Source organism: Variovorax sp. FG153 (assembly GCF_057809595.1).
This window is the reverse complement of record NZ_JBMDKG010000022.1, coordinates 111,837-132,753: the sequence shown is the minus strand read 5'-3', so window position 1 is coordinate 132,753 and position 20,917 is coordinate 111,837. Positions and strand designations below refer to the sequence as shown.

At 67.6% G+C, this 20,917-nt stretch carries 17 protein-coding genes and 1 pseudogene; 12 read left to right on the top strand and 6 right to left on the bottom strand.

Features of this window, described 5'->3' with window-relative positions; translation table 11 throughout:
* A partial coding sequence (locus ACODT0_RS23160) for a hypothetical protein (protein WP_489042381.1) occupies positions 1 to 193 on the top strand: 193 nt, incomplete at its 5' end.
* On the opposite strand, the gene ACODT0_RS23155 is transcribed toward ACODT0_RS23160, so the two are convergent.
* The 5 genes from ACODT0_RS23155 to ACODT0_RS23135 form a co-directional block, all read right to left on the bottom strand.
* Positions 157 to 1,212, bottom strand: a complete 1,056-nt coding sequence (locus tag ACODT0_RS23155) for an aldo/keto reductase (RefSeq protein ID WP_057597815.1) — start codon at positions 1,210 to 1,212, stop codon at positions 157 to 159. The two genes, ACODT0_RS23160 and ACODT0_RS23155, sit on opposite strands and share 37 nt — an antisense overlap.
* 26 nt (positions 1,213 to 1,238) lie before the next feature.
* Positions 1,239 to 2,852: an MFS transporter gene (locus tag ACODT0_RS23150; RefSeq protein ID WP_489042380.1), complete on the bottom strand. Its 1,614-nt coding sequence runs from the start codon at positions 2,850 to 2,852 to the stop codon at positions 1,239 to 1,241.
* A gap of 61 nt (positions 2,853 to 2,913) precedes the next feature.
* Positions 2,914 to 3,372, bottom strand: a complete 459-nt coding sequence (locus ACODT0_RS23145) for a MarR family winged helix-turn-helix transcriptional regulator (protein WP_489042378.1) — start codon at positions 3,370 to 3,372, stop codon at positions 2,914 to 2,916.
* 84 nt (positions 3,373 to 3,456) lie between these two features.
* Positions 3,457 to 4,248: an SDR family NAD(P)-dependent oxidoreductase gene (locus ACODT0_RS23140; RefSeq protein ID WP_057597812.1), complete on the bottom strand. Its 792-nt coding sequence runs from the start codon at positions 4,246 to 4,248 to the stop codon at positions 3,457 to 3,459.
* A gap of 34 nt (positions 4,249 to 4,282) precedes the next feature.
* Positions 4,283 to 5,230, bottom strand: coding sequence for an alpha/beta fold hydrolase (locus ACODT0_RS23135; RefSeq protein ID WP_489042377.1), 948 nt, complete (start codon positions 5,228 to 5,230; stop codon positions 4,283 to 4,285).
* Positions 5,231 to 5,350: 120 nt separating this feature from the next.
* Here ACODT0_RS23135 and ACODT0_RS23130 point away from each other — a divergent pair, with 120 nt between their 5' ends.
* Positions 5,351 to 6,247, top strand: a complete 897-nt coding sequence (locus ACODT0_RS23130) for a LysR family transcriptional regulator (protein ID WP_057595104.1) — start codon at positions 5,351 to 5,353, stop codon at positions 6,245 to 6,247.
* A 66-nt stretch (positions 6,248 to 6,313) separates the two neighbouring features.
* On the opposite strand, the gene ACODT0_RS23125 is transcribed toward ACODT0_RS23130, so the two are convergent.
* Positions 6,314 to 7,117, bottom strand: a complete 804-nt coding sequence (locus ACODT0_RS23125) for a helix-turn-helix domain-containing protein (RefSeq protein WP_489042376.1) — start codon at positions 7,115 to 7,117, stop codon at positions 6,314 to 6,316.
* Positions 7,118 to 7,198: 81 nt separating this feature from the next.
* Between ACODT0_RS23125 and ACODT0_RS23120 the strand changes: the two are divergent.
* The 10 genes and pseudogenes from ACODT0_RS23120 to ACODT0_RS23075 form a co-directional block, all read left to right on the top strand.
* Positions 7,199 to 7,690 (top strand): annotated as a pseudogene (locus tag ACODT0_RS23120) (FUSC family protein); the annotation flags it as partial.
* The gene (locus tag ACODT0_RS23115; protein WP_082322759.1) at positions 7,689 to 8,474 is read left to right on the top strand and encodes an MFS transporter; all 786 of its coding nucleotides are present in this window, start codon (positions 7,689 to 7,691) and stop codon (positions 8,472 to 8,474) included. The pseudogene ACODT0_RS23120 and the gene ACODT0_RS23115, both read left to right, overlap by 2 nt.
* Positions 8,474 to 9,283, top strand: a complete 810-nt coding sequence (locus tag ACODT0_RS23110; protein ID WP_489042375.1) for an alpha/beta hydrolase fold domain-containing protein — start codon at positions 8,474 to 8,476, stop codon at positions 9,281 to 9,283. Before ACODT0_RS23115 ends, ACODT0_RS23110 begins: the two co-directional genes overlap by 1 nt.
* Before the next feature lie 81 nt (positions 9,284 to 9,364).
* Positions 9,365 to 10,102, top strand: a complete 738-nt coding sequence (locus tag ACODT0_RS23105) for a Crp/Fnr family transcriptional regulator (protein ID WP_489042374.1) — start codon at positions 9,365 to 9,367, stop codon at positions 10,100 to 10,102.
* Between the two features lie 593 nt (positions 10,103 to 10,695).
* Positions 10,696 to 12,024, top strand: coding sequence for an EAL domain-containing protein (locus tag ACODT0_RS23100; RefSeq protein ID WP_082321647.1), 1,329 nt, complete (start codon positions 10,696 to 10,698; stop codon positions 12,022 to 12,024).
* Positions 12,021 to 12,782 carry a hypothetical protein gene (locus ACODT0_RS23095; RefSeq protein ID WP_172705604.1) on the top strand — a complete coding sequence of 254 codons (762 nt, stop codon included), beginning with the start codon at positions 12,021 to 12,023 and terminating at the stop codon, positions 12,780 to 12,782. The genes ACODT0_RS23100 and ACODT0_RS23095 overlap by 4 nt, the downstream gene beginning before the upstream one ends.
* Positions 12,783 to 12,973: 191 nt before the next feature.
* Positions 12,974 to 13,435 (top strand): hypothetical protein, encoded by a 462-nt coding sequence (locus ACODT0_RS23090; RefSeq protein ID WP_489042373.1) that lies wholly within the window; start codon positions 12,974 to 12,976, stop codon positions 13,433 to 13,435.
* 13 nt (positions 13,436 to 13,448) lie between these two features.
* Positions 13,449 to 14,864, top strand: a complete 1,416-nt coding sequence (locus ACODT0_RS23085) for a CsgG/HfaB family protein (RefSeq protein WP_057595097.1) — start codon at positions 13,449 to 13,451, stop codon at positions 14,862 to 14,864.
* 89 nt (positions 14,865 to 14,953) lie between these two features.
* Positions 14,954 to 19,654: a beta strand repeat-containing protein gene (locus ACODT0_RS23080; protein ID WP_489042372.1), complete on the top strand. Its 4,701-nt coding sequence runs from the start codon at positions 14,954 to 14,956 to the stop codon at positions 19,652 to 19,654.
* 437 nt (positions 19,655 to 20,091) lie between these two features.
* The gene (locus ACODT0_RS23075) at positions 20,092 to 20,838 is read left to right on the top strand and encodes a Crp/Fnr family transcriptional regulator (RefSeq protein ID WP_431513683.1); all 747 of its coding nucleotides are present in this window, start codon (positions 20,092 to 20,094) and stop codon (positions 20,836 to 20,838) included.
* Positions 20,839 to 20,917 lie beyond the last annotated feature (79 nt).

The window sequence follows — 20,917 nt, the reverse complement described above, 5'->3', positions numbered from 1 at the left end:
CCGTGTGAAAGTAGGTCATCGTCAGGCTATTACAGCCAAAAAAGCCCCAACCAAAACGGTTGGGGCTTTTTTCTTTGCGCAAGCAAAAGCAAAGCAGATGCAAAAAACAAAAAGCGCATCGTCCAAAACGATGCGCTTTTTTAATTGGCAATTCAATCAGACCGCCTTGATCGGAGGCAGATCCACCAACTGAGGACGTCCGCCCAGCATCCGCTGAAGCGTCTCCGCATTGACCTCGAACGGCACACCTGGAGCGATCTGGCTGACCTGATCGAGCTGGTTCACCAGGTCCCGCGGCAGCTTCAGATCGAGCGCCAGAAGGTTGTTGTCGAGCTGCTCTACCGTCCGCGGTCCGATGATCGGAATGATCGACGTGGTGGAGTTCCGCGCCTTGCTGCCGAGCCATGCCAGCGCGACTTCAGCCGGCGATCGCCCGAGCTGCGCGCCCGCTTTGATCACGGCATCCACGACGGCCGCGTCGCGCTCGGTCTTCTCGGTTCGGATGACCCGGGCCATGCCCTGGAGCCGGCCCTGTTCCCCGTTGCGGTACTTGCCCGTGAGCAGGCCGCCTCCCAGAGGCGACCACACGACGGCCGCCAGGCCCAGCGCTTCGGCCATCGGCATCAGCTCCCTGTCGGCGCTGCGTTCGATCAGGCTGTATTCGAACTGCACGCCCACCAGAGGTGACCAGCCACGCAATTCCGCCAGCAAGTCCGCGCGCGCGATGCGCCAGGCCGGAAAGTTCGAGAAGCCGGCATAGAGGATCTTTCCCGCGCGCACGAGGTCATCGAGCCCCCGAAGAATTTCCTCGGTGGGCGTGACGTTGTCGGAGTGGTGGACCCACAGCAGGTCGACGCGATCCGTCTTGAGCCGCTGCAAGCTTTGCTCGACGGAGTAGACGAGGTTCTTGCGGCTGTTGCCGGTCTTCGCCAGCGTCGGCTCCTTCGCCGCGCCGCCGCTGTATTTTGTCGCCACCACGATGTCGTCGCGGATCGGCGCGATGAGCTCGCCCAGCATGGATTCGGACTGGCCGAACTGGTAGCCGTCGGCGGTGTCGAAAAAGTTGCCGCCGGCCTCGAGGTAGCGGTCGAAGACCTGACGTGCATCGGCATGCTCGGAGCCGTAGCCCCAGCCCGTGCCGAACAGGGCGACACCGAGTGCGAATTCGGAGACCCGGAGGCCGGACTTGCGGCCGAGAAGACGATAGCGCATGAGATTTCTCCTTCGTGGATGGACGATCACTCGCTTGGCGCGACCATGTGCGCCTCCTGCATGCTGTTCGCCGCGTGGGCTTCGCGGCCGGGCATCAGCAGCCGTGTCAGCACCAGCGCGACCACGGCCACGCCGGCGGCGGACCAGGCGGCCGCCGCGAATCCGTGGCTGAATGCATATCGCAACGCGGTTGTAGCGGCCGCGGCCGCATCGGCGGGAAGCGCCTGCAATGCATGCAGCGCCCCCGCCACATCGCCCGCGCTGAAGCGCTTGGCCACATCCCGCGCCAGCGCGGGCGCCAACGGCCACTGCCGGGCCGCGCGCTGGAAGTCCGCGCTGGCCACCGCCACCAGCACCGCGCCCAATCCGGCCACGCCCGCCAGCAGGCCGCTGAAGCGCGTGGTACCTGCCAGCCCCGAGGCCATGCCCGCGCGCTGCGGCGGGATCGCGCCCTGCATGGCCTTGGCCGTTTCGCCGTTGAGCAGGCCGGCGCCGGTGCCCGCGAGCGCCATCGCACAGGCGAAGGCAAGGTAGCCCGCGCCGCCGGTGGCCAACAACGCCATGGCCGCGTTCGCCGTGCCGCTCAGTCCAAGGCCCAGGCACAGCAGCGCGCGCGACGTCCAACCGGCCGTGTAGTGCGCCGCGATGCGCGGCACCAGGAACATGGGCAACGCGAACGGCAGCATCGAGATGCCGGCGCTGGCGGGCGACAGGCCGAAGGCGTTCTGCAGATACAGCGGCAGGTAAAAGAGCATGACCTGTGCCCCCGCCGCGTAGCCCACCATCGCGCAAGCGCTGCCGACAAAGGCCGGCGAGCGCAGCAGCCTGAAGTCGACCATGGGTCGTGCCTGCAGGCCCTCGATCACCACGAAGGCCTCGAGCAGCAGCACGCCACCGATCAGGCGCCCTAGCACCGCGGGCGAGGTCCAGCCCAGCGCGTTGCCGTCGATGGCCGCCCAGGTCAGCAGGAACAGCGCACCGCTGAAGGTGGCGACACCGGCATAGTCCAGCCGCACGGCCTCCTTGTCGCGCGATTCCTCCACCACGCGCAGCGTGGCGGCGATCAGCACCACGCCGATGGGCAGGTTGATGAGAAACACCCAGTGCCAGCCGATGGTGCTCGAGATCACGCCACCGAGGATCGGCCCGCAGGTGATGGCGATGCCGAGGCAGGCGCCCCAGAACGCATAGGCCCGTGCGCGCGCCGGCCCCTGGAAGCTGTGATTGATCACCGCCAGCGCCGCCGTCAGCAGCAGGGCCGCGCCGATGCCCTCGAAGGCCCGCGACACATTGAGCACCCAGGCGGCCGGCGCCGTGCCGCAGAACAGCGAAGCGCCGACGAAGAGCAGCTGCCCGATCACCATGATGCGTCGCCGGCCATACCGGTCGCACAGCGAGCCTGCGGCCATGAGCAGGGCCGCGAAGGGCAGCATGTACGCGGTGATCACCCATTGCATGTCCGCGAACTCGGCATCGAGCGTATGCGCGATGGTGGGCAGGGCGACCGCCACCACGTTGGTGTCGAGCATCACCAGGGAGCACACCATGGAGGCCACCAGCAGGACGGCCTGCTGTCGACGCGAATCCCGCGAAGCACCGGCCTGTCGCGGCGCGGAAGTAGACGAAGGATGAGAGTTCATGATTAAGGGCATATGCCCATATTTGGGCCAACGAAGAACGAAGTGGATGCAAACCTGGAAATCAGGACGCCCGCGAGCTCAGCCGCTCGTCCGCGGCAATGTCCAGCAAGGTGGCGCGCAATATCGCCGCCTCCGCTTCGCCGAACACCTCGCAGAAGCGGTCCTGTGCGCGCTGCCACAGCGGCTGCGCGCGCGCGACGAGCGCCTGCCCCTTGCGGGTCAGCACGACCTGCCGCTGGCGGCGGTCCGACTCGCCAGGCTGCAGTGCCAGCAGGCCATCGCGTTCCAGCGGACGCAGGGTGTGGCCGAGCGTGGAGCGGTCCATCACCAGCGCATCGGCCAGCACCTGAAGGCTCGGCGCTTCGCTGGCGCGCCGGCTCAGCTCCATCAGGATCGAGTACTGCGTGGAGCGCAGCCCCACCGGTGCCAGCGCCTCGTCATAGAGTTGCGTGACGCGGCGCGTGGCCTTGCGCAGCGCGGTGCTGCAGCACATGCCGTGGTGGTAATGGGCGGAGGTCATACGCAATTATGGGTATATGCCCATAAACCGCGAGGCCGGTAGTGTTTCCGCGCGGGACGCGACCGGCCGGTCACCTCGTCTTCGTCAGAAGGCGCTCTTGACCACGCCGCCGTCCGCGCGCAGCGCCGCACCAGTGGTCGCCGACGCGAGCGGGCTCGCCACATAGGTCACGAGCGAAGCCACCTCCTGCGGCGTGGCGAAGCGCTTGATCAGCGAGGTCGGGCGGATCTGTTCGAAGAACTCAGCCTCGACCTGCTCGAAGCTCTTGCTGCTCGAACGCGCCATGCCTTCGACGAAGTCGCCGACGCCGCGCGATTTCGTTGGGCCGGGAAGCACGCTGTTCACCGTGATGTTCGTGCCGACCACCGATTCCGCGAGCCCGCGCGACACCGCGAGTTGCGCGGTCTTCGTCATGCCGTAGTGGATCATCTCGGTCGGTATCTGCACCGCGCTCTCGCTCGAGATGAAGATGATCCGGCCCCAGTTCGCCCGTTTCATCTCCGGCAGCACCAGGCGCGCGAGGCGCACGCCGCTCAGCACGTTGACGTCGAAGAAGCGCAGCCAATCCGCGTCGGGGATGTCCTCGAAGGCCTTGGCCTCGAAGATGCCGAGGTTGTTGACGAGGATGCCGATGCCGGGATGGCGGCGCACGACCTCCTCGGCGGCCTCGGCCCGGCTGAGGTCCCCGGCGTAGCCGACGACCGTGCCCTGCGTCTCCGAGCGGATGCGCTCCACGGCCTCGTCGACCGATGCCTGCGACCGCCCATTGACGATGACGCTCGCGCCCTCGCGGGCCAGTGTGTGCGCGATCGCGTAGCCGATGCCGGCGGTGCTGCCGCTGACCAGGGCCAGCTTGCCTTTCAGTTGAAGATCCATGTCGATGCTCCTTGTGTCGATGACCAGACGGGTGTCAGCCCAGGAAATTGACCAGCGCGGGAATGACCTGGTCGGGCGCCTCTTCCATCAGCCAGTGACCGGACCCCTTGACGATCACGCCCTGCACGTTGGTCGCGACCATCTTGCCCTGTTCGATCAGGAAGGTGCCACCGGCCTTTTCCCCGGAGAGAACCAGCATCGGCATGGGCAGCGGCGTCTTGCCCAGTTCGGCGAACTCGGCCGCGTCCTGCTCGAAGGCCTTGAAGTATTCGAAGCCGGCGCGCATGCCGCCGGGCTGCGCATAGGCCTTGGCATAGAAGCGGCGATCGGCCTCGGGCACCGAGCGCTTGGGGTCGGCCGCGAAGTCGTTCCAGAAATGCTCGAAGTAGATGCGCTCGCGTCCGTGCACCAGCGCCAGCGGCGTCGCGCCGTGGAAATGGAAGTGCCAGAGGTCGCGCAGCAGCCAGACGTTCTGCCATTGGCCGATGCCGGGCAGAAAGGCGTCCATGAGCACCACCTTGTCGGTCTCCGAGGGGAACTGCGCGGCATAGGCATAGGCCACCATCAGGCCGATGTCGTGGCCGACGATGCTCACGCTGCGGATGCCGAGCGACTTGACGAGCTCGTGGATGTCGACTGCCATGTTCTTCTTGCCGTAACCGCTCTCGGGCTTCGACGAGTTGCCGGCGCCGCGCAGATCGGGCACGACCACGGTGTGCGTCTTGGCCAGCAGCGGCATCAGCGGGTTCCACATGTGGCCGGTCTCGGCGTAGCCGTGCAGCAGCACGATGGCCGGTCCGGTGCCGCCGATGCGGTAGGCGATGCGGGTGCCGTTCACCTCGGCGCTGCCGGCGCGAAAGCCCGGCACCGCGTCGACGACGGGCGCGGCGTGCGCCACGGAGCCGAAGCTCAGCGCGGCGCCGAATGCGGCGGCGCCGGCGATCAGCGCGCGGCGGGTGGGGGTGGGATGGGTGGTGTTCATGTCTGGGCCTTTCGGTCTGTGTTTGGGGGTGAAGCGAATTTATGATTCAGCTTCACTTCCAGAAAGGCCCCAAAAGTGGTTTACTCATTCAGCTTTCATGAATGATTGGAGCCCGCGGCCATGGACCGATTGCGTGCGTACGAGGTGTTCGTGACCGTGGTCGCGCGCGGCAGCTTCGTCAGGGCGGCCGACGCGCTCGACACCTCCCCGGCCAACGTGACGCGCTACGTCAACGAGCTCGAAGCCCACCTGCGCACGCGGCTGATCAACCGCACCTCGCGCCGGCTGTCGCTCACCGAAGGCGGCGAGGCCCTGTTCGACCGGGCGAAGTCGATCCTCGAGGAGGTGGCCGAGACCGAGGCGCTCGCGACCACCGCGTCGCTGCAGCCGCGCGGGCGCCTGCGCCTCAACGCGCCGCTGAGCTTCGGCAGCCTCGTGCTGGCGCCGCTGTGGCCGAAGTTCATGGCGAAGTACCCCGACGTCGAGCTCGACATCGCCCTCATCGACCGCGTGGTCGACATCGTCGAGGAGGGCTACGACCTCGCCATCCGCATCTCGCGGACCACGTCCGGCAACCACATCGCGCGCCACCTGGGCCGCTCGCAGAACCTCGTGTGCGCCTCGCCCGACTACATTGCGAGGCACGGCATGCCCGGGGTGCCCGCGGACCTGTCACGGCACCCGTGCCTGGGCTACACCTACGGCGCGACCTCTGACGAGTGGCAGTTCGCCGGCCCCGGTGGAACGCTGGAATCGGTTCGCGTGCGCTGGGCCCTGCGCGCGAACAACGGCCAGACCGCGCGCGCCGCGGCCCTCGCCGGTGCCGGCGTCATCTGGCAGCCGAGCTTCGTCCTCGGCGAGGACGTGCGGGCCGGCCGGCTCGTCGAGGTCATGCCGGGCTATCACATGCCTCCGATCGACATCCTCGCGATCTACGCCAGCCGTCGCCATCTCAGCGCGAAGGTGCGGGTGATGGTCGACTTCCTGGTCGACGCCTTTCAAGGGGCGACGCTCTAGCCGCGGGGGTGGCGCTGGCTCATCGCCGACGGGCACCACCATCGGCCGCTCGTCGCCCGCGCGCGGTCAAGCGCCCACTTTGAAGCGCTCGGCGATGTAGGTGGCCGGCGGCTTGCCGAAGGCCTTCTTGAACATCGTGATGAAGGCGGACGGCGACTCGTACCCCAGACCGTAGGCCACCTGCTGCACAGTCGCGCCGCCCGACAGTTCGCGAAGCGTCACGATCATGTGCAGCTGGCGCCGCCAGCGGCCGAAGCTCAGGCCGGTCTGCGCCGTGCACAGCCGGGTCAGGGTGCGCTCGCTGGTCCCGGTCTCGGCGGCCCAGTCCTGCAGGGTCCGGCGGTCCGAGGGGTCGAGCGTGATGGCGCGCGATATCTTTCGAAGCCGCGCGTCCTGCGGCATCGGCAGCGAGAAGTCCTCGTTCGGCATCGCGGCCAGCTGATCGAGCAGCACATGCGCGAGCCGGTCGGTCGCGCTGCCGGGCTCGTAGGTCGGCCGCAGGCCGGCCAGGTGCTGGATCATTTCGCTCAGCATGGTGCTGATGGCCAGGGTGCAGCACTTCGTCGGCAAGGCGCCCGTGCCCGGCGCCACGAACAGATAGAAGATCAGCGCGTTTGCCGTGCCGTGGTTGCTGTGCGGCGTGCCGCCCGGAATCCACACGCCCGCCTGCGGCGGCACCATCCACAGCGCGCCAGGCACTTCGCACGACACGGCGCCGCGCAGCGCGATGACGAGCTGCCCAATCTGGTGCTGGTGGACCGGGATCTCGCGCGCACGCGCCTCGACGTCCACGCGCAGGGCCATGACCGGCACGGTGAGTTGGTAATCCAGGCCTTCGGGGACGACCTCGGGGCGGGGCATGGTCTCCATGATCGTTGCTGCGAGCCGGCCATTCTCGCTGCGTCGAATTGGGCAATGTCCGACACGGGCACCGCTGCCTAGCATCGATGCATGCAAAGGATTCGCTTCTCTCGCCCCGAGATGCTCTTCTCCCTCAAGAGCTTCGCGGGCGCCATGCTCGCGCTGTACCTGGCCTGCCGCGCCGGCCTGCCACGGCCCTTCTGGGCCTTCATGACCGCCTACATCGTGGCGCATCCGCTCGCGGGCAACGTGCGCTCCAAGGCGCTCTATCGGTTCGTTGGCACCTTGCTCGGCTGCGCGGCCACGGTGGTGCTGATCCCGGCGCTGTCGGCCGCGCGCGAGCTGCTGACGCTGGCGCTCGCGCTGTGGACCGGACTGTGCCTCTACCTCTCGCTGCTGGACCGCAGCGCGCGCTCCTATGTCTTCCTGCTGGCGGGCTACTCGGCCGCGCTCATCGGCTTCCCGTTGGTCGAAGCGCCCGCGGCCATGTTCGACACCGCCGTGGCGCGCGTGCAGGAGATCGGGCTGGGCATCCTGTGCGCCAGCCTGGTCCACAGCCTCGTGCTGCCGGCGAGCTTCAGTGCGCTGCGGAAGTTCGCCGACTCGGCATTGCCGCTGTTGCACGAGTTCGAGCTGTGTCCTGGGCATCGTCGTCTACCGCTTTCTCGACGACCGGCCGCTCGATGCGAACTGGCTGAGCGATGAGGAGAAAGGGCTCGTGCAGGGCGACATGGCCGAGGCCGCGAACGGCGGCGCCGGCGCCCGCGAAAGTGCCGCGGGCGCGTTCACCGATCCAAAGGTCTACCTGCTGTGCTTCGCGTCGTTCGCGGTCCTGTGCGGCGGCTACGCGCTGAGCTTCTGGCTGCCGACGATGATCAAGGGGCTCGGGGTCGGCAGCATCCAGCAGATCGGGCTGTACGCCGTCATTCCCTATGCCATCGGAGCGCTCGCCATGGTGTGGTACGGACGCCGCTCCGACGCCCGCAAGGAGCGGCGCCGGCACTTCGCCGTGGCGTGTCTTCTCGGGGCCATCGGGCTTTTCGGGTCGACGTTCACGACGCAGAGCCTCTGGGCGTCGCTCGCACTGCTGTCGCTGGCCAGCGCGGGCATCGTCTCGGCGCTGCCGGTGTTCTGGGCGGCATCCACGTCGTACCTGTCGCCCCGCACGGCCGCGGCCGGCATCGCGATCATCACCAGCGTGTCCAATCTCGCGGGCGTTGCCAGCCCCTATGTCCTCGGCCTGATCAAGACGGCGACGGGGAGCCTGAGCGCCGGCCTCGCGGCCATTGCAGGCTTGCTGGTGCTGGGCGCGCTGGCGCTGATGATGGGCTTCAAGCGCCACACCGACGAAGGCGTGCCCGAGTGATGCGGCTTCCTCTTCCGGCTTTTCTCGCCTTGCTCAAGCTCAGTGGCCGCAGGAAGCGCTTCGAAAGCGTCGAGGGCCTGTACGAAGCCATCGACCGCGAGCGCCGAAGCGCCGACGCGGCACCGCCGAAGGCGCTGCACGCGCGCTTCGACATCGAGCAGGCCGTCGTCGAGGGCAGCGTCTGCTACACGCTGAGGCCGCGCGCCAATCCCTCGGGCGTGAACCTGCTCTACCTGCATGGCGGCGCGCACGTGGCCGAGATGTCGCGACATCACTGGCACCTGGTGGCGGAGCTGGTCGCCCTCAGCGGTTGCACGGCGCACGTCCCCATCTATCCGCTCGCGCCGGACTTCAACCATGCCGACGCCTTTCGCGTGGTGCTCGCCATCTATCGCGAGCGCTTCGAAGGGCTGGCGCCCGATGGCATCGTGCTGATGGGCGACTCGTCCGGTGGCGGCCTGGCGCTGGCTCTTGCCCAGCAACTCAGCGCGCGGCGTCTTCCGCAGCCTCGGGATATCGCCTTGATCTCCCCCTGGCTGGACCTGACGATGTCGGACCCGATGCTGGCGTCGCTCGAATCGCAAGATCCCTGGCTCGCGATTCCGGGGCTGGCCGAAGCCGCGCGCCTGTGGAGCGGCGGCGCAGCGCTCGAAGACCCGATCCTCAGCCCCCTCAACGGGCCGCTCGATGCGCTGGGGCGGATCAGCGTCTTCATCGGCGGCAAGGACCTGCTCATGGCGGATTGCCTGAGGCTTCGCGAACGCGCGCGCAATCCGCCGCCCTGCAATGGTTCGAGCAGCCGAAGATGATCCACGTGTGGCCCCTGCTTCCGCTGCGGGCCGCGAAACCGGCGCGTCGCCAGCTCGCCGCCCTGCTTCAGGCTGCGTAGCATGAGCGCGCCACGCATCGTTCCGGCCACTCCCGCGCGGCACACGATGGACTTCGATGCCGCGGCCGAGCGAATGATCGCCGGGTCGTCCTGGGGCGCGGAACTTTCACCGTGCGAACTGCGGCGCGTGCTGGCTTCCATGGAGGAGCGAGCGCATGACACCGGCCAGGTCATCGCGGCCGAGGGCGAGCGCGCGGCATACTGGTACGGCCTCATCGAGGGCGTGGCGCGGCTGTCCGTCGGGACTTCGAGGTTCTCGAAATCGACCCTCGAGCATGGCGGGGCCGACACCTGGTTCGGCGAAGGCGCGCTGGTCAACGCGGAGGTCCGGCGCTACCAGGCGGTCGCGGTGACCCGATGCCGTCTGGTCCTTCTGCCCCGGCGCACGTTCGAATGGCTGCGCAGCCACAGCCTGGAGTTCAATCACTACCTGCAGTCGTCGCTGGCGACGCGCGTCGAGGAATGCGTGGCGCTGTGCGCGCAGCCGCTCGAATCCACCATCGAGGACCGCATCCTGAAGTTTCTCGACGGCTGTGCCGCGGGCGATCGGAAAACGCTGGCGCTCACGCAATCGCAGCTGGCCCGCCTGAACGGCATCTCGCGCCAGCGGGCGAACCTCGCGCTGGCGCGCCTGCGCGATGCCGGGCTGTTGTCGGTGGAGCGAAAGCAGATCGGCCTGATCGCCGCGACGCATCGCGTCGATGCCGTCGATACTCTGTCCACCACCGTGCCGAGCTGAAGCGCATCGACGGCCGCGCGGAGCCAAGCCATGCGCACTCGGCTCGAGCGGCAAATAGCATGCATCTGCGAGTGTGGCCCATCCCACAAAGACGGTAGAAGCCCGAGATCGTTGCGTGGGGAAAACAGCGCGCCGGATACGGCGCCGCGTTACTGCGAAATGCTTCCCAAAAGTGAATGCATTCACATACTCATTCTGCGCATCTACCTGTTTCCTACCGTTATCTGTAGTATCCATTCGTACTACAGCTTGCAACGGAGATAACGATGACGATCGCGCGTGCTATAGGCAGCTCCCCTTAGACAGTGCCACCAGGGATCTCGACAGCTCGTCTCAGCGCACCACTCGAGCGATAGACCGCCCACAGCGGTAGCCGGTCGTCAGAACGTAGACGACTCGCCCACGACCCCAGACGCCCCAATTCGCCTGACGAGCCGGTTCGGTCTCGTGGGATGGGTGCGCCTGCGCGAAAACAGCCGGACTCTATGCAAAGACCCGCGTGCCGCGGGAGGGATGAGTCTTGCCGTTCGAAAAACAACCGACGTTGCCTCGCCCGAGGTCGACGTTTTCGAAACAAGACTCTGGAGAGTTGGATGCTTGCCCTATCGCCCAGCGGGGGACATCGTTTCTTTGCTGGACTCCATGCCCGCACGACGGTTTCGCCTCGTACGCCGATCGCTTCGATCGCGAGCGCTCACGACCGCACCGATGCAATTGCCAGTCAGTTGCAGCAACGTGCGTGCGCATACGTCTTCATCGGGAATCTTCCGCAACTCTCGCAGGCCTACGGCATCGATTTCGCGATGGCCGTCAGTCGCGAGGTTCGCCGCCGGCTCTGTTTCTCGTTCGTTCGCACGGAGAGCACCGACTTCGCCTTTCTGCGGGATGACTGCTATTTGCTGTGGTCTAACGAGAGTTTCCCCGTTCCGGTTGACGCCTCGCTGACTTCGGCCTGCGAATACCTCGAGTCCGTGCTTGCCCACGTGGCCAAGCGACCGATCGTGTATCGCGGCATCGCGGCACTGGTGCAACTGCACGCCGACTGGATCGACGTGCGGCCTCCGGGCGAGATGGACCCCACGGAGGTCGAGCTCGCCTTGTGGACGGCCCAGCAATGCGCCGAGTTCGAGCAGATGGAGCTCGATGGCTGGAGCCATCGATATCGCGGCGACATGGACGTCGCCGTGCGGGTGGCCGACGCGCTGTCCCGGGGGTTCCTGAGCATGTCCTGGCGCCCGGTGGTGGGCGTGTACGGCGGCTCGACCTCGCTGTACCACTCGCTCCTCGCCAGCGCGGGGCCGATCCCGGAAGAAGGGCGTGCCGACGCGATCCGCGACAGCATCTATGGACCATGCCTGGAGCGACTCGGCCTGGCGCGGCTGTGGGATCGCCATGCGATGCGCAAGACCCTGGCGATCCTGCGCCAGCGCCCGGCGTTGCGTCTCGGCGTGCGCCTCTCGACGCAAAGCGCGCACTGCGATCACTGGTGGACCTCCCTCTTCGCCGCGTTGCAGACCGAGCCGATGCTCGCTTCGCGCCTGGTGGTGGAGTTCAGCGCGGGCGGCCCGGTCTGCGCGCTCGAGGCCATGCGCGAGTTCTGCAGCCGTCTCCAGGCCCTGGGCTGCCGTATCGCAGTTCGCAACCTCGGATGCCGAGACGGTGACCTGGCCATCGTTCACGCCTGCCGTCCCGACATCGCGAAGGTGGACCCTTCCTTCCTGCGTCGAGCCCGCGGCGGCGAGTTCGGGCTGGAAGGGCTGCAGGAAATGATTTCGCTGGCCGGCCACCTCGCAAACCATGCGGTGGTCGATGGCATCGAGCGCGAGGAGGACATGCACCTGGCGCTGCGCGCGGGCGCTCAGTGGCTCGAGGGCTCCTTCCTCGAGAGCGCGAAGCTCGGACGGGGGGAGGCGTACGCATGAACGCGGAGATGCGCATTCTTCTCGCTCGCATGGGCCTGCTGCTGGAACAGCTGCAGGAGACCGTGGGCGACTTGCTCGTCTGCAATGAGTCGAACAGGCACCGGGCGCAGGTCCTGCCCGCTGCGAAGCCGACGCCGAGCGAGGCCGACAGCACGACCGATGCCCAGTACCGGGCCCTCGAGGAAGCCATCCGCCAGCAGCGGAAGACCGAGATGCGCGACAAGCTGCGCCCCGGCCAGCCCGTGGCGCAGCCCGTAGCCGCCGCGGAAGTTTCGTTGGGCTCGAGCAGGTGGCGGCTCGCGATGAATGGCTGGCGACTCGTGGCCGACGAAAAGGGTTTCGAAGTACGACTGCGTCCTCAGGAACGCTCGCTGCTGTTGCGGGTGGCGCATGCGCCGAGCCAGTTCCTGGCGCCGCACGAGGTCCGCGAACTCAATCGCTCGCTCGCCACGTCGGTCGTCGACGTCCCCGGGCGCGACGAAGACGCGCAGCAGGGCGAAGCATCGATCGATCTGCTGCACACCAAGGTCATCGGCCGCCTGCGTCGGCGCATGCGCACGCATGGCCATCTGCTTCCGCTGCGCACGTCCGCGGCAGGAAGCGTCTACGTCGATGAAGGCGGCGATCTCCCGCGCCCGATTCGGCGCCGGCCCGGCGTTTCCAAGGCCCGTCACTCGCAACGAAGCGAGAAGGCGCAGATCGCTCGGCCGCTGGACATCCGCTCCACCTCGAAGGAGCACACGGGGGGCGCGACATGAACTCGTTGCCTTCCACCCCCTTCGCCGGCGGCCTTTCGCCCGGGCCCTCCAACCGCACTCCACAAGCCATCGGACACCTCATGACCACTTCCCCTCACTCCCTTTTGATGCTCCGGCGCGGGCACGACATCACCCGATCGTTCAAGAAGGGTGTTGTCGCAGCCTGCCTGATCGCTTGCGCTGGCCAGGGGATGGCGAACAACGTCGGAGAGAACTCCGCGTGGCAGTTCCAGACCTCGGCCGACAAGGCCAACCAGGCCGCCATCCAGGACATGATCCAGCGGCGCAAGGCCGGCAGCTATGGCGCCGCGAGCACCACCAACAACACCTACATCCAGCGCCAGTTCAACTGCGACGTCAACGCGACCGCGCAGGGCAACCAGGGCTCGAACAGCACCGTTGCCAACTCGCCGAGCACCAGCGGCGCCGCGGCCACCTCGACCGGCAACGACAACACCGGCTGGAGCGGCAGCGGCACGGTGACCACCGGCCAGGCCAATGCCGGCACCGTCGGCTCCCAGGTGAACGGCTCCACGACCACCGGGGTGCAGGGCTGGGCAGCCCAGGCACTCAACTCCAACCAGACCAACAGCGGCAGCCAGAGCGCAAGCGTCAGCGGCAGCACCGCCTGTGCTTACGGAACGCTCAACTGACGGAACCCCAGTCATGACATCGATCACCTTCGCTCGACCACGCCCGATGCCCACCGCGGCGGTACGCACGTTCGGTGCGGCCGTTGCACTCGCCGCACTCGCGGGCTGCGTCACCGCCCCGCAGGAGCGTGCCGCGCCCAAGGAAGCCCCCATCGTTCTTGGACCGGCCGTGCGCGATAACGTGACGCCGATGGAGGCCGTGCTCGCCTGCTATGGCGATCACGTCGCCGCCACCTCCAGGCCGCCCATCGTGGTCTCGGTGGGAGACGTGAAGGACTACACCGGCAAGTACAGCATCAACGAGGGCAATGCCATCACGCAGGGCGGTGCGCTGATGGTGTATTCGGCCCTGGGCAAGATGGGCGGCGCGGTCCAGGTCGCGGAGCGCTTCGATCCGGTCATCGCGGAGCGCGAGCTCGGCTATGCCGACCGCCGGCAGCTCGGCGACGGCCGTTCGCACCAGCTCGCGGGCCCGGCCGGCAACCAGGTGGTGCCCTGGTTGCCCTACTTCGGCGGCTCGATCAACAAGTCCGACTACTTCATCGTCGGCGGCATCACCGAGCTCAACTACAACATCAATTCGGGCGGCGCCGAGTTCGCCGTCAACCAGGTCGGCATCAAGGCCAGAACCTTCAGCCAGTCGGTGGGCGTCGACCTGCGCATCGTCGACACCCGCACGCTGATGATCCTCAAGACCATCAGCCTGACCAAGCAGTTCAACGGGTACGAGGTCGGCTTCAACGTCTTCCGCTTCTTCCGCAACGACCTGTTCGACGTAGACGTCGGCGCCAAGGGCCAGGAGCCGGTGCAGCTGGGCATTCGCGCGGCGCTGGAAGAGGCCGTGGTCCGGCTGGTCGCCGCCGTCACCAAGGTCGACCCGAAGCCCTGCCTCGGAATGCGCGTGTTCGATGAACTGCCACGCCAGTCGGCGGAGTCGCTTCGCAAGGTTCCCAACCCGATCGTCGACTCCAGCGGCGCGCGCGTGCTCACGGGCGAGGCCGTCAACGCGGCCAGCAGCGCATCGCCCGTCGGCACGGGCGACGGCGCGAGCGTGCAGATCCCGTTCGAGTTCGGCGCCGCGGCGTTGACCGGCGGCACCTTGAATCTGCTCGATCAGATCGCGGCGGCCGCCGCCAAGGCGCCCACCGAAGTGGTGCTGGTGGCGCGCGACACCGAGAACTGGGACGCGGGCAAACGCGATCTGCTGACGGACCAGCGCATCGGCGTCGTGACATCGGCGCTGGTCTCGCGCGGGATCGCCCCCGGTGGCATCAGCGTGAGCTGGCGGCCGGACAAGGCCGACACGGCCATCCATCGCGACGGTCCGGGATTGCAAGAGGTCGCCAAGTTGCGCGTCCAGGGCGCGGGCTCGGGCAAGGGCGGGCCGGTTCAACCAGCCCGAGAGGAGAACACACGACGAGGGAGCTAAACCGCACTGAAAGCTGAACGCCACCACCACATCGATCCTCCGGATCCACCGAATTTTCGGAACTTTTGATCAATACCCAAGGAACTTCCATGAAGAAGACTCGCAATCTCCAGTCGCGTGCCATCAAGGCGCCGGCACTCAGCCGTGTCGGCCTCGCCGTGCTCGCCAGCCTCGCGGCTGGCGGCGCTATGGCCGCACCGCCCGAACTGGGCGCGACCACCACCATCAACGCGGCCACCTCGACCGCCACCGCCTCGGGCTTCCTCACCGTGGATTCGGTGCAGACGAAGTCGCAGCCGGTGTCGGCGACCGCCGCCGGCCAGCAGATCGGCATCACGGTGGATGGCGTGCAGACCGGCACGTCGAACACCACGACGCAGAACACGGTGAACGCCACGGCCAAGGCCAATGAGTTCTCCAACGCGATCGACCTGTCCCTGACGGGCAACACGATCGCGCTCGATGGCGCGGCATCGCTGGGCGTGCAGACCAACACCGGCGCCATCACCAGCAACGCGAGCGGCAACTCGGTGGGCGTGAACCTCAACGGCTTCTCCTCGGGCGGCGCCTCGAACACGCAGAACACGATCGCGGCCACCACCGTGATCAATGGCGGTGCCTCCTCGGTGGCGGGTACCGTTCCGGTCGATTACGTCTCCAATGCCCCCGGCATCACCACGAGCACGCATTCGGCCGCCACGAACAGCAGCCAGGCCTCGGGCAGCATCGTGGTCACCACGGCGCAGCAGGGCACCGGCCCCGCATCGTCCGCGAGCGCCAGCGGCAACGCCGTCACGCTCGATCTGACCGCGGACGGCGCGAACGCCGTGAGCTCGGCGCCCGCGCTCGACGGCAACACCGTCTCCGCCACGCTCAAGGGCAATGCGGCGACCAACACCGCCTCGATCCAGGCCGGCGGCGCACCGACCTTCGCCGGTTCGGCCGTCGTGAGCAATCTGCAGCTGAACCAGGGCGTGGGCGTGACGCACAACGCGTCGAACACCGTCACCTCGATCGATGCCACGATCGGCAGCAACGGCACGGGCACCACCAACGTGCTGAACGGCGCCCTGTCGGTTCAAGGCAACACGATCTCCAGCGCGGCCACGGGCAACGAAGCCCTGGGGGCCGCCGGCGTCGCCGGCAACCGCATCGTGCTCGCCGACGGCATCTCCGTCGCCGGTTCGGGCGGCCCGACCGTCAACAGCAGCACCTACAGTGCCGGCAACCAGAGCTCGCAGCTCGGTGCGGACCTCGCGATCCTGAACACCCAGGGCAATGTCGGCGTGGCGCTGCAAGGCTCCACCAATGCCGCCAGCGTGACCGCCACCGTGCAGTCGATCGACGGCGGCGCGGCGACCGTCTCGGGCAACGCGATCACCTCCGCGGCCACCGGCAACGCCGCTTCCAGCGCGATTGCGACCGGCCAGAACGGTGCGACCTTCTCCGCCACCGCCGCGCTCGCGAACCAGCAGAGCAACTTCGGCGGCGGCGTTTCGGCCATCACCGCACCGTCGATCATCGGTGCTGCAACCGGCCTGGAAAACGGCACCACCAAGGACAGCACGGTGGCCGTCGAGCAGAACCGCGCCGCGGCTTCCGCCTACGGCAACAGCGCGACCCAGAGCCTCGCGCTGGCCGCCAACGCCTTGCCGCTGGGCGCCGGCGCCACCGTCCTGAGCGGTGGCCGCACGCCCGATGGCAACGTCTCGGCCAGCGGCGCCGCCACGATCACCAGCCTGCAGAGCAACTACGCCAGCCCGGTTTCGGCCACGCTGGGTGGCTCGTACGTGGGCGCGTACGTCGACTCGCGCGGCACCGGCGGTGATGCCATCACCGGCAGCACGGTCAGCGCCAGCAAGAACACGCAGGAAGCCGTCGGCCTGGCCAACAGCGCTTCGAACACGCTGTCGCTCACTGGCACGAGCATCGGCTCGGGCGCGGGCATCGCGAACATCCAGGTGGTGGACGCAGCCTCGCCGGTGAGCACCGTGCTGGCCGGCTCGGCCGCCGCGGTCTACGCCGGCACGCACATCACGGACACCAGCCTGACCCTGTCGGACAACCTGCAGCGCTCCATCGCCTACGGCAACTCGACCGGCAACACCCTGACGGTTGCCGCGAACGGCGCCACCGTGCCCACCTCGGTGGCACCGGCGTCCACGCTGTCGAGCACCCCGAGCCTGGGCGGCACGGTCACCGCCGCCTACGGCCTGCTGAACAACCAGTCGGCACTCGGTGACGTGGATGCGCAAGCCACCGGCTTCGGCGGTCCGCTGGGCGCGCTGACGGTCCTGCTGGAAGGCAACGCCACCCGCAGCCAGATCGCCAACCAGGGCAATGCCTTCGTCGCGGCCGCCTACGGCAACGACGCGAGCAACGCCGGCAGCGTGAGCCTGGGCACCGGTGTCGACGCAGCGGGCGCGGCATCGATCGCCAACGTCACCAGCGCACAGACGGCCAGCGGTGCCGTTTCGGCAACCGCCACCGGCGGCGCCGTCGTGGCGACCGCCATCCAGGACAACGTCTCGGCCTCGACGGTTGCCACCTCCGGCAACCAGATCCAGGCCCTGGCGTTCGGGAGCCGCGGCACCAACAGCCTGAGCGCATCGGGCAATGGCATCGACACCGCATCGGCCACGCCGCTCACCGGCGCGAGTTCGAACGCCGGCACGCTCACGACCAACGCCGCCTTCAGCGTGCAGAACGCCCAATCGGGCGCGGGCTCGGTCACCGCGACGCAACGTGACGGGGCGCTGGTCGGTGGCACCGCTGCCGGCGTGCTGACCGCCGTGGGTGGCAACGTGACCGGCTCGAGCATCGCCTCGAACGACAACGTCTCCACCGCCTCGGCGACCAGCAACGCCGCGACGAACAGCCTGGGCCTGTCGGGCAACGGCCTGTCGACCACGACCGCCTTGCAGAACTCGCAGACGACCAGCGCCAGCGTCAATGCGCTGATCGGCCAGGCGGGTGTGGCGGGAAGCGCCGGTACCGCACCCGAGCCCTTCACGTTCAGTGCCACGGGAAGCGGACTGACCGTTTCGGGCTCCGGCGCCACCCTGACCTTGACGGGCGGTACGCTGACGGTGCTGGCATCCAGCCTCTCGCCGGCGCAACTGAGCTATCTCACCAGCAACGGCTGGACGCAGTCCGGCGGAAACGTCAGTGGTTCGGCGACTTTGCTTGGCACGATCTCGTTGTCGGCCTACTCGGCGATCGTGGACGGGGGCGCGGCCGTGCTGTCGGGGCTCATCCCCGGCGCGCCGGCCACGCCGAGCGTCCCGAACCAGGGTGGCGTCATCCTGGCCGTCTCGGGTGCCGTGACCGGCTCGCAGTTGTCCGTCAACGGCAACAGCAACACCGGCTCGGTCACGGGCAACAGCGCGACCAACACCACGAGCGTCACCGGCAACTCCATCGCGGCCGGCAGCGGCCGCACGGTGGCGACCGCTGGCGCCCTCGTGACCGGTTCGGGCGCGCAGGCGGACAACGCGCTGTCGAACCTGCAGTCGGTGACCGGTGACTCGGCCCTGGTGAGCAACGTGTACGGCAGCTTCGCCGTGGATACCGTGGCCGGCTCGGCCATCGGCAACTCCACGGTGAGCGTGTCCAACAACAGCCAACGCGCGAGCTCGGTGGCCAACACGGCCACCAACACCCTGGGCGTGACCGCCACCAACCTGGCAGCGACCTCCGCGCTGGCGTCGCAGCAATCGAGCACCGCCTCGGTCGCCGCGACCTCGGACGCGGAGCTGTACGCGCCGGGCGCCGTGTCGGGTTCGTCGGTGGCGCTGGCCAACAACCGCAACGTCTCGCTGGGCGTGATCAACGATGCCACGAATGCGCTGACGGTCAACGCGGGCAACGCAACGCCGGTCGGTGCCACGACCAATGCCGTTCTGAACGCGGGGGGCGCCACCGGCGACCACGTGCTCAGCAACAGCCAGGCCGCGTCCACCTCGGTCGCCAGCACGGCGAGCACGCGCCTGTACAACCAGGATCGTGTGGCCACGGCCACCACGGGTCTGGCGGACAGCACGTTCTCGATCACCGGCAATGCGACAACCGCAGAGGCTTCGGCCAACCGCGCCGACAACAGCGTGACGCTCTCGGGCGCCGCGTTGCAAGGCAGCAACGCCGGTCTGAGCAATGCGCAGACCAGCAGCGCCGCCGTCAACGCGACCTCGAGCACCGCCGCGAGCTTCAACCTGGAGGGTGGCGTGCCGGCAGCGACCGCTGCGCTCAACAGCGGGCTGACCATCGACAGCAACAGCACGACGGCGCTGGCTCGCGGCAACGCGGCAAGCAACGTGCTCAACGTGTCGGCTGGCAGCAGCTACGCGACGCCCGCACCGTTTGCCGGCAGCACCGTCGGCGCCTCGCAAGCGGCCGCCGCCGTGCTCAACAACCAGGGCAACACGGGCAACGTGAGCTCGTTCGCCACGGCCAGCTACCAGGTGGCCTTGAATGCGACGGCGCCCGTGCTCGTGCCTGGCGTGAGCGGCAGCACCGTGGCCATCACCGGCAACACGACCGCTGCGCAGGCGTACGGCAACACCGCGACCAACAGCGTCAATGTGAGTGCGCCGAGCGCCAGCCGTCCGACGGCTGCGGTCGGAAACTTCCAGACCAACAGCGGCACGGTCGTGGCGACTGCCACCGGCGTGAACTACGGCATCGGCGTCACTGGCGCGGCGACGGGCAGCACGCTGCGCGCGGCCGGCAACCAGGTCAGCGCCACGGCCGTGGGCAACTCCGCCGTGTCGACGATCGCGTCGGTGCGGTGATCTAGTTTCGCCCCTCCCCCGGCGGACGGTTTGCTGCCGGGGACTTTTGCTCAAACCGCTTCGGCGGTTTGAGCCTTTTGATTCGCCGGTTCTTCTCTTGACTCCCTGCATTCTCATCAGAGCCCATCACCTCGAAGTCGTGCGCAGTCGCTGCGCAGCCTCGATTTCGACGCGCTCGAGCGCGGTGGATCTGGCGCACCGAGTGAAGGCATACGGCCCCGCCAACGACGGCTCGCCACGTGATGGCGCACGCCTTGCCATGCCGACTTATCACTTTCAGCCTTTCACACAACTGCTGCAAAGAGAGAGAACAGCTTCAGTTTTTATCAACTTCATTTCATCAATCACGGAAAAGCCGGGACCCTGACGGCCAGCGATACAGGTCCCCTTTGGGGGATGAGCTGGAGCACGAAGGAGGAGACCGCGTCCGTTCCAGCATGTATCTGCACCCACTTATTGCCACGCTGCCCGACAGCGAGCGTGCGTTGCTTGTTCAAAGCACCGAGCTCCGAAACTATCGCCGCAACGATGTCGTCCTCGCCGTAGACGAGACATCCGAACATGTTTACTGCGTCGCCACTGGACTGCTACGTGTCGTGGTACACGGCAGCGGCGGTGACAGCGAAGGCGTCACCACCGATTTCGTCAGCAAGGACGATTTCTTTTTCAGCCCCTCATTGAAGGAAGACAGCTATGTGGCGCAGTCCACGTTGATCGCAGCGCTTCCTTCTTCCGTCTACCTCATCCCCATCCATGTGCTGCGGCGTCTTTGCACGCTTTTTCCGCAGGTCGCCGTGGGCCTCCTGGAGTCGGCCGTCAAGCGGGTCTCCATGGTTCATGGTCAGCTGAGGCGAATTTCTTCGCTCTCGCCCGTCGAGCTGGTCGGCCGGGTCCTTCATGAACTGACTCATCTGGCCCCGGCCGGCCCCGGCGGCTACGACAAGCGGATCACGCAGGCCGTGATCGCTTCGTATGCCGGGCTCTCGCGTGAAGGGGTGAACAAGGCGATGCGTGAACTCGAGAACCGCGGCCTGGTTCGGCGGGACGACGAGGGCGTGCACGTACCGCCGGAGTTTGCTTCCACCGACTTCGGAGCCTTGGAGCTGGAAGGCGACAGCGAGGACGCATCGGACACAAAGCTGCAGAACTCTTCCGATAGGCACCGCTCACGTCGAGGTTCCTGACGTCATGGCACCGTTCCCCTTCGCACCAAAGAGCGCGCCCACGAAGCGCGGAAGGGGCACGCAATCAGCACCAGAAAAG

Coding starts and splice junctions, on each gene's coding strand:
- ACODT0_RS23090 (WP_489042373.1), top strand. CDS start 12,974: ATGGCGAACAACGTCGGAGAGAACTCCGCGTGGCAGTTCCAGACCTCG.
- ACODT0_RS23125 (WP_489042376.1), bottom strand. CDS start 7,117: ATGGAGACCATGCCCCGCCCCGAGGTCGTCCCCGAAGGCCTGGATTAC.
- ACODT0_RS23155 (WP_057597815.1), bottom strand. CDS start 1,212: ATGCGCTATCGTCTTCTCGGCCGCAAGTCCGGCCTCCGGGTCTCCGAA.
- ACODT0_RS23085 (WP_057595097.1), top strand. CDS start 13,449: ATGACATCGATCACCTTCGCTCGACCACGCCCGATGCCCACCGCGGCG.
- ACODT0_RS23080 (WP_489042372.1), top strand. CDS start 14,954: ATGAAGAAGACTCGCAATCTCCAGTCGCGTGCCATCAAGGCGCCGGCA.
- ACODT0_RS23140 (WP_057597812.1), bottom strand. CDS start 4,248: ATGGATCTTCAACTGAAAGGCAAGCTGGCCCTGGTCAGCGGCAGCACC.
- ACODT0_RS23075 (WP_431513683.1), top strand. CDS start 20,092: ATGTATCTGCACCCACTTATTGCCACGCTGCCCGACAGCGAGCGTGCG.
- ACODT0_RS23100 (WP_082321647.1), top strand. CDS start 10,696: ATGCTTGCCCTATCGCCCAGCGGGGGACATCGTTTCTTTGCTGGACTC.
- ACODT0_RS23145 (WP_489042378.1), bottom strand. CDS start 3,372: ATGACCTCCGCCCATTACCACCACGGCATGTGCTGCAGCACCGCGCTG.
- ACODT0_RS23095 (WP_172705604.1), top strand. CDS start 12,021: ATGAACGCGGAGATGCGCATTCTTCTCGCTCGCATGGGCCTGCTGCTG.
- ACODT0_RS23150 (WP_489042380.1), bottom strand. CDS start 2,852: ATGAACTCTCATCCTTCGTCTACTTCCGCGCCGCGACAGGCCGGTGCT.
- ACODT0_RS23110 (WP_489042375.1), top strand. CDS start 8,474: ATGCGGCTTCCTCTTCCGGCTTTTCTCGCCTTGCTCAAGCTCAGTGGC.
- ACODT0_RS23130 (WP_057595104.1), top strand. CDS start 5,351: ATGGACCGATTGCGTGCGTACGAGGTGTTCGTGACCGTGGTCGCGCGC.
- ACODT0_RS23135 (WP_489042377.1), bottom strand. CDS start 5,230: ATGAACACCACCCATCCCACCCCCACCCGCCGCGCGCTGATCGCCGGC.
- ACODT0_RS23105 (WP_489042374.1), top strand. CDS start 9,365: ATGAGCGCGCCACGCATCGTTCCGGCCACTCCCGCGCGGCACACGATG.